Origin of the sequence: Pseudomonas sp. BIGb0164 (genome assembly GCF_024810135.1) — a bacterium.
In the GTDB taxonomy this organism is placed as follows: Bacteria; Pseudomonadota; Gammaproteobacteria; order Pseudomonadales; family Pseudomonadaceae; genus Aquipseudomonas.
This window is the reverse complement of record NZ_JANUEA010000004.1, coordinates 584,671-597,873: the sequence shown is the minus strand read 5'-3', so window position 1 is coordinate 597,873 and position 13,203 is coordinate 584,671. Positions and strand designations below refer to the sequence as shown.

Sequence of the window (13,203 nt, the reverse complement as noted above, 5' to 3'; positions counted from 1 at the left end):
CATGTTCGACAGAATCCTGGCTTTATTCGTGTTGGCGCTGGTGTTGGGCGTGCCCCTGGGCCTGATTTTCCTGGTCACCGGGCAGTTCCTGATGGACTTCGTGTTCTTCTACCCGTTGTTCATGTCAGCGCTGTGGATCGCCGGCGGCCTGTACTTCTGGCTGCATTGGGAGCGCCACTGGCCGTGGAAAGAGGACACCCCGGCGCCGACCCTGGCTGGCGACCCGCTGATCTCGATCATCATCCCTTGCTACAACGAGGGCGAAAACGCGGCGGAGACCATTCATGCCGCGCTGGACCAGCTCTACCCGAATATCGAGGTGATCGCGGTCAACGACGGCTCCAAGGACAACACCGCCGCCGTGCTCGATGCCCTCGCGCTGCAGCACCCGCGCCTGCGGGTGCTGCACCTGGCGCAGAACCAGGGCAAGGCCGTGGCCCTGCGCATGGGCGCCGTGGCGGCGCGCAGCGAGTACCTTGTGTGCATCGACGGCGATGCGTTGCTGGATAAAAACGCGGCGGCCTACATGGTGGCGCCGATGCTCGACAACCCACGGCTGGGTGCCGTGACCGGCAACCCACGGATCCGCACACGTTCGACCTTGATCGGCCGGGTGCAGGTGGGTGAGTTCTCCTCGATCATTGGTTTGATCAAGCGTACCCAGCGGGTGTTCGGCCGGATCTTCACGGTGTCGGGTGTGGTGGTGGCGTTTCGCAAGAAGGCGCTGGACCGCATCGACTACTGGAGCACCGACATGATCACCGAGGACATCGATGTCAGTTGGAAGCTGCAGCTCGATCACTGGGCGATCTTCTATGAGCCGCGCGCCTTGTGCTGGATCCTGATGCCCGAGACCGTCGGCGGCCTGTGGAAACAGCGCCTGCGTTGGGCCCAGGGCGGCGCCGAAGTGCTGTTCAAGAACATCCGCGGTATCTGGCAATGGCGTCACCGTTACCTGTGGCCGCTGCTGTTCGAATACTGCCTGTCCACCGGCTGGGCGTTTACTTTCCTGCTGTCGGTGATCTTCTGGGCGGTGGGCAAATTCGTGGTGCTGCCACCGGCCATCGCCGTGGACTCCCTGGTGCCTCCGGCCTTCACCGGCCTGGTACTGGCCATGGTGTGCCTGGTGCAGTTTGCGGTGAGCATCATGATTGACCGTCGCTACGAAAAGGACCTGTGGAAAACCCTGTTCTGGACCGTGTGGTACCCGATGGTGTTCTGGCTGGTCAGCTTGTTCACCACCCTGGTCAGTTTTCCCAAGGTGCTGTTCAACCAGCACCAGAAGCGCGCACGCTGGGTCAGCCCGGATCGCGGTATTAAACCTGCTGAAGAGGAGGCCTGATCATGAAACTGGTCAGAACTCGCCAGAATCGATTGATGTGGCTGGTCGACGTGGTGTTGACCCTGCTCGCCTGGGCCGGTTTGATCTGGCTGCTGGCGCGCGGGATTAACGCGATGCTGGAAACCCACGGTGGCCCGCGTATCGAAGCGCCGATCTTTGCGGCGCTCAATACCCTGCAGGTGTACCTGTGGATCGCCTTGCTTAACGCACTGATCCTCATCACCTGGGCACGCTACCAACAGCGCCGTGGCCGCAAGTTCGCCCAGCGTCGCGCCGAAGCCAATGCACTCACCGACAAGACCCTGAGCGAGAGCTTCAAGTTGGGCGAGGGCGACCTCGAACAACTGCGCAGGCCGGGTGTGCTGGTGATCCACAACGACGAAGACGGCGGTGTGGAGGAAGTGAAATCCCATGTGTCGCGTGATGTGGAGCGGCCCGGGCTGACCCTGGTGCCGGGCCAGCAGAAAGACAAAGACATCGGCTGAACCCACGCAAGTGGTTGTGGCGAACGGGGCAATCCCGCTCGCCACACGCGTTTCCTGCCTATTCCCGATCAGATTTTGGAATTCCGATAAATGGGATCCAATTCACAAAACCCTCGCGAACTTTTCGCACTTTCTCGGTACTAACTTATCTCGGCGACAACTTGATGGCCAACTAATGGCCATTAACAGGTTGTTTTCCGTATCGCTATCAAAACAGTCGCCGCTTGTCGGAATTAAAACTCCAGTTACAGGCGCTCTGTCTTTTTGATAAATTTTATTTGTTATTTATCAATAGCTTGCAGGTTTAATTAGTACGAATGTCCAACTAATCCGTTTTCTTGGATTCGTTGAAGTTCGATGTTGGTTTGCCGGCCCTTGATTTTCGACGGATCGAACATGTCTCTGTTACTGCCACGGACTCGGTATCTTCTGTGCACTTTCCTGCTCGCTTACATGAGTGTGAACAGCGCCACGGCTGCGCCTACCCCGGGTGATCAAGACCTGATTCGTGAGCGGCAGAACCGCCTGCTCGAAGAACAGCGCCGGCGCCTGGAAGAGCTGCAGGACCTGCCTGGCAAGGACACTCGTTCCCAAGCCCCGGCGCTGCCTGCCGACACCCGCTGCTTCCCCATCAAAGACATCGAGCTGCAAGGTGCCGAGAGCCTGTCGGCCTCGGTTAAAGCGAGCCTGGTCAAACCCTACATCGGCCAATGCCTGGGCGTTTCGCAGCTCAATGAATTGCTCAAGGTCGTCACCGATTACTACATCGCCAAGGGCCGCGTCACCAGCCGCGCCTATTTGCCCCAGCAGGACCTTTCCACCGGCCACTTGCGTGTGCTGGTGGTGGAGGGCAAGCTCGAAGGCATCAAGGGCGCCCAGGGCAGCAACGTGACCGACCGTGAGTTGGCCATGGCCTTTCCCGGCAAGGTCGGCGAAGCGCTCAACCTGCGTGAGGTCGAGCAACTGGTGGACCAGCTCAGCCGTTTGCCCTCCAAGCAGGCGCAGATGGAACTGACCCCTGGCAGCGAAATCGGCGGCAGCGAAGTGCGGGTCAAGAACGTGCCGCAAAAGCCCTGGCGCGCCAGCTTGTCGCGCAACAACGATGGCCAGCGCAGCACCGGTGAACAGCAATGGGGCGCGGGCCTGGAGTGGGACAGCCCGCTGGGCCTGGCGGACCAGTTGGTGCTGCGTGGCGGCCATGATGCCATCAGCGACCACCAGAAAACCTCGAAGAACAGCATGTTCTACTACAACCTGCCCTGGGGCTGGTGGAACTTCAGCTACGCCTACAGCGAGAGCGAATACCGCACGCCGGGTGCAGTCGACGACTTCAAGTACAAGCAATGGGGCGAAAGCCAGAACCACCAATTGCGCGCCGAACGCGTGGTGCACCGTGACGACGTGAGCAAGACCTCGGTCAACGTCGGCCTGACCCATCTGCGCACCAACAACTACATCAATGACACGCGCCTGGACGTGAGCAGCAACCGCCTCAGCGAGTTCCAGGTGGGCATCAGCCACGGGCGCCGCATCGCCAGCGCGTTCGTCAACCTGGACGTGGGCATGCAGAACGGCATCGGTGCCTTCGACGCCCAGAGCAATACGCAGTTTCGCGATGGTTTCGGCAACCTCACGCCCACCTCGAACTACCGCAAATACACCGCCACCGCCAGTTACCTGCAGCCGTTCACCTTGTGGGGCGAGTCGTTCAGCTTCACCAGCCTGGCCACCGGGCAGCGCAGTGAAGACGTGCTTTACGCACCGCAGCGCATGAGCCTCGGCGGTTCGTATTCGGTGCGCGGGTTCAAGGACCAGCAACTGACCGGCGACAGCGGCGGCTACTGGCGTAACGACCTGCGCTGGACCCGCCCGGTGAACGTCGCCTGGCTGCGCCCGGCCTTCCTGGAATACGGCGCTGGCGTCGGCTACGACCAGGGCGTGATCCGCAATGACCGTTACAACGACACCCAGCATGGCCGGGTGTCGAGCAACTCCGTGGAGTTGTTTGCGCGGGGCAAATACGTCAGCACCAGCGTGACGTTTGCCCATTCCCTGGAGCGACCTAGCGTGATGACCGAGCGCGAAGCGCCGATCTATTTGCGTCTGGATGTCTTCCTGTAATTCAACGCCCGCTGCATGAGAGTTAAGAATATGGATGTTCGCCCCGCTTCTGCCCTGAAAAGCCTGTTTCAACGCGGCCTGGCCCTGGTCCTGGCCAATGCGCTGTTCTGGCAGCCACTGCTGGCCCAGGCCGACGGCATCGTGGTCAGCGGCCCCGGCACCACCGTGGGCCAGGCGGGCAACGGCGTGCCGGTGGTGAACATCGCCACGCCCAATGGCAGTGGCTTGTCCCACAACCAGTTCAAGGACTACAACGTCGGCCCCAACGGCGTGATCCTCAACAACGCCACCGGCATGGTGCAAAGCACGCAGCTGGGCGGGATCATCGTTGGCAACCCGAACCTCAAGGGCGGCGCCGCGAACGTCATCCTCAATGAAGTCAACGGCGGCAGCCCCAGCCAACTACGCGGCTACACCGAAGTGGCGGGCCAGTCGGCCAAGGTCATCGTCGCCAATCCCTACGGCATCACGTGCAACGGCTGCGGCTTCATCAACACCCCCAACGTTACTCTGACGACTGGCAAGCCGATCATCGACAAGGCCGGCCGCCTGGACCACTACCAGGTGGACGGTGGCGCCGTGACCATCGACGGCAAGGGCTTGAACGCGAGCAACGTCGACCGTTTCGAGGTCATCACCCGTTCGGCCAAGATCAATGCGCAGATCAACGCACGCCAGCTCACGGTGATCGCCGGGCGCAATGACGTCGATGCGCAGAGCCTGAAAACCACCACCCGCGCCGATGACGGCAGCGCCAAGCCGGAACTGGCCATCGACTCCTCGGCCCTGGGCGGCATGTACGCAGGCGCGATCAAGCTGGTGGGCACCGAAGCCGGGGTGGGTGTGAAACTCGACGGCACGCTTGCCGCCAGTGGCGGCGACATCCAGCTCGACGCCAACGGCCACCTGAGCATGGCCCAGGCCGCGTCCAGCGGTGCGGTGGACATCAAGGCGGTCAGCCTCGACGCCCAAGGGCCGGTCTACGCCGGCACCACGCTCAAGGTGCAGACCAAGGGCGAGCTGAAAAACCGCAAGACCCTCGCCGCGCGCGACAGCATCACCCTGGCCAGCAACGGCCAATTGACCAACGACGGCATCATCGAGGCCGGGGTCAACGCCGATAACACCCGCAACAGCGGTGGCGATGTGAAGCTCGACAGCCAGCACATCAACAACACCGGCACGGTGATCGCCAACCGCAACCTCACCGCCAACGCCGCGCAAACCCTGACGAACCAGGGCGGGACCTTGAGTGCCAAGCAGGCCTTGAAGGTCACCGCCGACACGGTCGACAACCAGAACAAGGGCCGACTGCTCAGTGACAACACCCTGAACGTCACCAGTGCCCAACTGAACAACAGCCACGAAGGCGTGATTTCCAGCGACGGTGCGCAAACACTTACCGTCAGCGGTGTGCTGGATAACACCCAGGGCGGCTCCATCGACAGCACCGGGGCCTTCGAACTGCACGGCAATACCCTGGACAACAGCGCCGGCAGCCTCACCGGCGCCAGCACCATCACCCTGGATCTGCTCGGCAACCTGGTCAACCAGAACGCCAAGCTGGCCAGTGCCGGTGCGTTGCTGATCAAGCGTGCCGACCACATCGACAATCAGGGCGGCAAGCTCACCAGCCAGGGCCTGCTGACCCTGTTCGCCAACAGCGTCGACAACCGCAACACCGGCACCCTGGCCGCCAACGATGGCCTGGCCCTGACGGTGGGCGGCCTGTTGCAGAACGGTACCAATGGCTTGATTCACAGTGAAAAGGCCGGCCTCAACCTGACCGTCGGCACGTTGGAAAACGACGGCGGGCAGATCACGGCCAAAGCCGGGGATGCTGTCGTTGATGCCACCGCGTTCAACAACGGCGGCGGCTATCTGTTTGCCCGCGACCGCGTGCGCCTGGGCGGCATGAATGTCGATAACGGCGGAGAGATCGCCGGCCATCAGATCGACGTCAGCCTGCGCGGCGCCCTGACCAACCGTGGCTTGATCGAGAGCGCCACGACCCTCGACGTTGACACCGCCAGCCTCAACAACAGCGGCCAGATGCGCGCACTGGGCGCCACGGGCAAGACCCGCTACGCCATCGGCGGCCTGCTGGCCAACAGCGGCAAACTGGAAACCGCGAACGATGAACTGAGCCTCGCCGCGGGCATGTTCAACAACGTCGGCGGCAGTGTGTTGCACGTGGGCAAGGGCACGCTGGACCTCAGTGGCATCAGCCTTGACGACGTCGGCGGCAGCCTGGTGACCCAGGGTGAGCTGACCCTCGACAAAGCCAGCTGGACCAACAGCACCGCGATCCAGGCCGGGCAGTTGACCGTCAACGTCGGCAACCTGCAGCAGACCGCCACCGGCAAATTGCTCGGCACCCGCGCCTTGGTCGGCAACGGCCAGGACTGGACCCTGGCCGGCACCGTGGCCAGCCAGGGCACGCTCGACCTGAACGTTGGCAGCCTGCTCAATGACCATGGCTTGATCTTCAGCGGCGGCGACATGGGCTTGCGCGTCGACCGCCTGAAAAACCTTGCCGCCGATATCTATGCCATGGGCAACCTGCGCATTGACCGCGATGGTCAAGGCGGGCTGGCCAGCAGCATCATCAACAGCTCCTCGACGATTCAGGCCGATGGAGGCCTGACGTTGGCTGCCGGCTCGATCCAGAACATCCGCACTGTGCTCACCACCGAGTCCGGCATCTACAGTGCGTCGATCACCCCCACGCCCTGCATCGAAGGCGTGACCGGTGGCGACTGCGACGGCGGCAAGCAGAACCGTCCCTTCCTGATCACCCAGCGCGATCATTTCATCGTCAGCGATGCGACGGCGGGGTCCGCCATCACCTCGGGCGGCAACCTGCTGCTCACCGGCGGCGAACTGCTCAACAGCAGCAGTAGCATCGCGGCGGGGGGCAACCTGACGGCCACGGTCAACCAACTGACCAACGTCGGCGTCGTGACCCATGACACCGAATACCAGCGCATCTTCACTTCCGAGCGTGAACGTAACCCGGACGGTTGGTACCGTGCGGCGGCGGCCTTCACCCAGCAATATTCGGAAGGCGGCGCCAAGTACGATCCGAAGAACCTTGGCGGCCTGGAAGCGGCCATGGCGTCGTTTATCGGCCAGATGGAAAGCGAACAGACCGGGCTGCGCAAAACCACTGAATTGAGCACACCTGACCAACGCTATGGCGCGGTGATCCAGGCCGGCGGGGCGGTGGATGTGAAGGCCCAGGCCGGTATCGACAACAGCGTGGTACGCGGTGGCTACACCTACGTTGGCAGCGGTGCGACCGTGGGCGGCGGCGCACCGGTTTACTCGACGCAGATTAACCTCAACGCGCAATTGCCGGCTGACGTCGCGCAACAGCAGGTCAACCCGCTGGGTCTGCCAGGCTTCGGCCTGCCCACCGGGCAAAACGGCTTGTTCCATCTCAACGACGGCAATGGCGTCAATGGCCTGCCCACCAGCCAGTTCGCGGCCAACCCGCACAAATACCTGATCGAAACCAACCCGCTGCTCACCGACATGCGCCAGTTCATGAGCTCGGACTACATGCTCGCCAAGCTCGGCTATGACCCCGACACGGCTCAACGTCGCCTGGGCGATGGTTTCTACGAACAACGCCTGATCCAACAGGCGGTGCTCGCCCGCACCGGCCAGCGTTTTATCGACGGCCAGACCAGCGACGCCGACCTGTTCAAGCACCTGATGGACAACGCCATCAGCAGCAAGGACGCCCTCAACCTGTCGGTGGGCGTGAGCCTCACCGCCGAGCAAGTGGCAGCGCTGACCCACGATATCGTGTGGATGGAAAACGCCACGGTCGCCGGCCAGCAAGTCTTGGTGCCCGTGCTTTACCTGGCCCAGGCCAACAACCGCCTGGCCCCGAATGGCGCGTTGATTACCGGCAATGACATCAGCCTGTTGGCGGGCAGCGACCTGACCAACGTCGGTACCCTGCGTGCCACGGGCAGCCTGTTGGCGAGCGCCGGGCGCGACATGAGTAACGCCGGCTTGATGGAAGCGGGTGGTCGCCTCGATCTACTGGCCGGCAATACCTTGAGTAACCGGGCCGGTGGCGTGATCGCCGGACATGAGGTCACCCTGGCCGCACGCGGCGACCTGCTCAACGAGCGCACGGTCACCACCCACCAGAGTGCCAGTGACTATCGCGCCGAGCGCTCCGACTTCGCCGACAGCGCTGCGCGTATCGAATCGGCCAGTGCCCTGACCCTGCAAGCCGGCCGCAACATCAACAACGTCGGCGGCGCGCTCAGCAGCGGCACCGACACCACGACCCAGGCGGTGGGCGACGTGAACATCGTCGCTGCGCAAACCCAGAACAGCAGCGTGATCGGCACTCGCTCGCGCCAGGCCAGCATTACCCAGCAGGGTTCGGTCATCCAGGCCGGGCGCGACTTGAAGGTGACGTCCGGGCAGGACGTGAACATCGCTGCCAGTCAACTGGAAGCCAAGCGCGACATGGCCGTCGTGGCCACCGGCAACCTCAATGTGATCACCGCCGCCAACGAACAGCATTCGGCGTACAACTCGAAGAAGGTCAAGAGCATCGAGGACCACGTGCAGCAGGTGTCTTCCGTGCTCAAGGCTGGCGGCGATGCCAGCCTGAGTGCAGGTCAAGACTTGCAACTGGTCGCCAGCCAGGTGAGTGCCGGCAACGAAGCGTACCTGGTGGCCGGCAAGAACCTGAGCCTAAAGACCGCCGAAGACCACGACTACAGCTTCTTCAGCAAGACCAAGAAAACGTCCCAGGGCAAGTCATTCCGCCTCGACGAAACCGACGCGGTGAATAACGTCGGCAGCCTCGTCAGTGCGGGCACCCACAGCACCTTGGTGGCCGGTGAAAACCTGTTGCTGGCAGGCAGCGCCGTCACTGCTGAAAAAGGCGCCACGCAATTGGTCGCAGGCAAGGACGTGAGCATCCTGGCAGTGAGCAATTCCGACGGCGCCCGTCATGAGCGCAAGGAAAGCAAAAGCAGCTGGGGTGGGCTCAAGTCGAGCAAGGTTGAGAACCAGGTCAACGAAAAGCGCACCACAGCCATGGGCAGCATGGTCTCCGGCGAAACCGTCAGTGTGGCGGCCAAGCGTGATGCAACGGTCACCGGTTCCGCGCTGGTCAGCACCGGCGACCTCGCCGTACAAGCCGGTCGCGACCTGACCATCGATGCGGCGCAAAACACATTCGCTCGCACCGATATGCACAAGGAAAAGAACCGCGACCTTACTGGCGTGCTGACCGGTAACACGCTCGGTTTGGATGACCTTACCGGCAATCAGAAGCTGTACATCAACAGCTCGAAACACAACGGCACGGCCAATGAAATGACCTTGACCGGCAGCACCATTGGCTCAAGCGCAGGCAATGTGTCGCTGACCGCAGGGCGCGAGCTGTCGGTGGTGGCGAGTGACCTGGTGAGTACCAAGAACATGGAACTCAGTGGTGCCAACGTCACCATTACCTCCGGTATGGAAACTGCCAGCCAGACCAGCAAGGACAGTTCCAAGAGCCTCGCCGTAGGCCGTGTGATCGCCGGCACGGTGGTCGATACCGCCAACAGCATTCGCGATGCAGCCGAAGCGGCCCGCAGCTCCGATGACCCGCGGCTCAAGGCGGTGAAGATCGCCCAGGCGGCCTTGTCGCTCTACAACCTCAATAACCAGGCGGGCGAAGCTGCCAAGCAAAGCACCGGCTTCAAGGACAAAACCGGCGGGTCTGCCGGCAACGGTTCGCTGATCAAGATCGGTACCGAGCTGGCCAACACCCGGACCAAAAGCAGCAGCGAATACACGGCGCAGACCGCGCACCAGAGCAGCCTGAATGCCGGAGAGAAACTCTCGATCATCGCAGCGGGTGACGCGCCGGGCACGTTGGGTGACCTGAACATCACGGGCAGTTCGTTGAAGGCCGACAGCCTGCTGTTGTCCGCGAAAAACAACATCCTGCTGCAAAGCGCACAGAACACCACCGACCGTAAAAACGATGGTTCGCGCAACCGAACGGCCATCGGTGCCAGCTTCAACATCGGTGAGCAAAATGGTTTTACGCTGGACCTGGGCGCACAAACTGCCAAGAACCTGGGGTCGGGCGGTTCCGTAACGCAGGTCAATACCACCGTGGAGGCCCGTTCCCTGCTGCTGAGCAGTGGCCAGGACACCACCTTGGCCGGTGCGCAGGTACGGGCTGACCGTATCGATGCCGACATCGGCGGCAACCTCAACATCCTGTCGCGCCAGGACACTGACACCTCGAAGAGCAAGCAGGACAGCGCGGGCTTTGGCGCAAGTATTTGTATTCCACCGTTCTGCTATGGGTCCACCGTTTCGGCGTCCGCCAACCTCGCGGCGTCGAAGATGAACAGCGATTACCAGGCGGTGACCGACCAGAGTGGTTTCTTTGCCGGTAAGGGCGGTTACACCATCGATGTGGCCAAGAACACCACCTTGCAGGGTGCGGTGATTGCCAGCGAGGCCACGGCTGACAAGAACCTGCTGCTGACCGACCGCCTGCTGGTCAGCGACATCAAGAACAAAAGCGAGATCAAGAGCCAGTCGGCGGGCGTGAGCGTTTCCGGCTCTTACAGCGGTGGCGTGGGTACCCTGTCGCCGGGCGCGTTGTATGGCATGTCGCTCAACGATTCGGACCACAGTTACACGCGCAGTGCGGTCAGCGAAGGCACAATCGTGGTGCGCAACCCGCAAGGTGCCGGCGACCTGATCGGTCTGAACCGCGATACCGCCAATGCCAATCAGCGCCTCGACAAGCCTGATGAAAAGGCCATGCAAGAACGCATGGACCTGATCAAGAGCTCGATGGAGCTGACCAAAGGTATCGGCGATGCCATCGCTTCGGCGCGGATCAAAGCCGCCAGCGACGAAAACAGCGATATCAGCAAAGCGACCAGGCAGAAGCTGATCGAAGAAGGTGTCGCCAACCCGTCACAGGCCCAGATCAGCCAACGAGCTCAGCAGGATTACGGCATCGGCAGCAGTTTCCAGAAGGCCAGCCAAGCGGTGACCGCCGTGGTGCAGGCGGCCATGGGTGGCAGTATCGGTGGGGCGATGGCGGGTGCTGCGGCGCCGTACCTGGCGCAGACCGTCAAGCAGATGACCGAGGGTGACCCGAACGCCAACCTGATGGCTCACGCGGTGCTGGGTGCCGTGCTGGCCAGGGCCGGCGGGAACTCGGCGTTGGCCGGAGCCGCCGGGGCTGTTGCAGCGCAGGAAACCGAGCGCCTGATCCGCGAGCAACTCTACGGCGGCGCGAGCAACGAAAGCCTGACTCAGGAGCAGAAGACGACGATCTCCAGCCTTTCAACACTCGCGGCCGGGCTCTCCGGCTCGCTGGTCGGTAAGGACGCGCTCAATGCGGTGGCCGCGGCGCAGGTCGGCAAGAACGCGGTGGAGAACAACCACCTGAGCATCCTGGAAGGCTTGTCCCTGACGGAGAAGAAAAAAGAGTTCAAGGCCTCCTGTCTCAACGTGACGTCCACCGCTTGTAAAGCGCTGGCAGCGGACATCAATGCGCTGTTGGAAAAGGGGGGTAGCACGCTGAAGGTGGATCACTTTGAAGCGACGGACTTCCTGCAGGCCTCGGATACAAAAGTGACACCAGGGCAGGTCCTGCCATGCGGCATCTCGGGCAATGGGTTCTGCGTGGTCACGAGCATTTCGGTCAAGACGGCGTTGGGCGATGAGTGGGCGCTGCAACCGGCCAGCGACACACAAGCCAAGGTGGGCAAGGACTATCAACAGGCCTTGCAGCAGGACTTGGGCGGTGTCTTGAAAGAAAAGTCCGATGAGATGTTTGTCGCCGGATGCGGTGGCATGGGGCCTATCGGCATTGGCTGCCAGACCTGGATGGCCGCTGGCGGCGCGAGCCCCCTGGGTGATCAGACCACCGGCCAGCGAGTGATGTGGGGTTCTCAAGCGCTGTTGAACAGCCTGGGCTTGGTCGGGGTAATTTACGAAGGCGCGGCAAGCACGGCTGGTAAAGGCGTGATCGCGGAGTCCAGCACGGCCGGCAAGGTGCAACTACCGTCGTGGTACCGCACTGAGGGTGCTGCCGGTGCTGAGTTTGTCTCCACAGGCGGCGGTCTGCCTGAGGGCGCGAGTCGCGTCATCAATACCCGCACGGGTAATTATGAGGTGCTGTCGGGCGGCAAGCTGTACATGGAAACGCCAACGGGTCTTGTACCGAAGGATGGAGGCAACCTGGCGGTACTTGCCAACGCCGAGAGGACCATTGCTGCCAACTCCGCGGAGCGAGCCGGGCTTCAACACGTCGCAGATCTTCCTACGGGCAGCTTTTCGATTTCCGATTGGACAGGTTACCCTTCGGGAGTACCGCAACCTGCAGGGCCCTTCCGATTACTTGAGGGCGCCGAGTATGCTGCCGCCCGCAGTGCCGCCAACAACGCCAACCGGACGATTCGCAAAGACCAGGGACTGGTTGGTTTGCCGGTGGATGTGCATGAAGTCAACCCGGTCAAGTTTGGTGGCAGCCCAACGGACTCGACCAACAAATTGGTTCTGCCGCGCGACGTTCATCGACAGCAAGTGACGCCCTGGTGGAACCAACTGCAGAAAGACTTGGGACGATAGTGATGAAATATGAACTGACAGAAGGGCAGCTCAACCCTCCCGCCGAGCGTGAGGCCATCAATGAGGTGGTGAAGGCCCTGGGGTTTTCACTGCCCGAAAGCTACCTCGATTTTTTGAGAGCCCATAACGGTGGTGAAGGCTTTATCGGCGACAACTACATCATTTTCTGGTCGGCTGAAGAGCTTGAAGCATTCAACCGGGAATATGAAGTAGCCACCTACGCGCCCGGCATCTTCCTGTTCGCTTCTGATGGCGGTGGTGAGGGCTATGGTTTCGACATGCAAGACGTGAACAAGCCGATCGTGCGTATGCCCTTCGTCGGTATGGAGCGGCAATACGCTGACGTGGTAGCGCGTGATCTGCCCGATCTTTTTACTCGGTTGCCCCAGCTATGAGTGACCAGAAAAGAGCGCCGCGCCCCAAGGGAATGGAGCTGTTCGACATCACCCCGATTATTCTGGGGGGTGACCCTTCCAGCCCCGAGAACAAAACCTGGTTGACACGCCAGCAGCACTTTGAGGCCGTGCGTTATTGGAACCGAATCATCAGTGATCTGCGCAAAAAACATCCTTGAAGCGCTACAGTCTGCGACCTCTTTCAAGGATGTTGATGTCTTGCCTA

Annotated in this window: 6 protein-coding genes; all 6 read left to right on the top strand. The window is 61.8% G+C overall.

The genetic code is table 11. The features are described from left to right. The first annotated feature begins 1 nt into the window (after window position 1). The 6 genes from pgaC (at window position 2) to M2394_RS13990 (ending at window position 13,156) form a co-directional block, all read left to right on the top strand. Window positions 2–1,342, top strand: coding sequence for a poly-beta-1,6-N-acetyl-D-glucosamine synthase (gene pgaC / locus M2394_RS14015; protein WP_178919320.1), 1,341 nt, complete (start codon window positions 2–4; stop codon window positions 1,340–1,342). 2 nt (window positions 1,343–1,344) lie between these two features. Next, complete coding sequence (gene pgaD / locus M2394_RS14010) at window positions 1,345–1,827, top strand: poly-beta-1,6-N-acetyl-D-glucosamine biosynthesis protein PgaD (protein WP_178919321.1); 483 nt, start codon at window positions 1,345–1,347, stop codon at window positions 1,825–1,827. A 396-nt stretch (window positions 1,828–2,223) separates the two neighbouring features. After that, window positions 2,224–3,948, top strand: coding sequence for a ShlB/FhaC/HecB family hemolysin secretion/activation protein (locus M2394_RS14005; RefSeq protein WP_310522020.1), 1,725 nt, complete (start codon window positions 2,224–2,226; stop codon window positions 3,946–3,948). Window positions 3,949–3,978: 30 nt separating this feature from the next. Then, entirely contained in the window at window positions 3,979–12,582 is an 8,604-nt protein-coding gene (locus tag M2394_RS14000) for a hemagglutinin repeat-containing protein (RefSeq protein ID WP_259172862.1), read from the top strand. Between the two features lie 2 nt (window positions 12,583–12,584). Continuing rightward, a complete protein-coding gene (locus tag M2394_RS13995) occupies window positions 12,585–12,977 on the top strand; it encodes an SMI1/KNR4 family protein (protein WP_259172861.1) in 393 nt (130 codons plus the stop codon). Then, window positions 12,974–13,156 (top strand): hypothetical protein, encoded by a 183-nt coding sequence (locus M2394_RS13990; protein ID WP_178919325.1) that lies wholly within the window; start codon window positions 12,974–12,976, stop codon window positions 13,154–13,156. Before M2394_RS13995 ends, M2394_RS13990 begins: the two co-directional genes overlap by 4 nt. The last annotated feature ends 47 nt before the right edge of the window (window positions 13,157–13,203 follow it).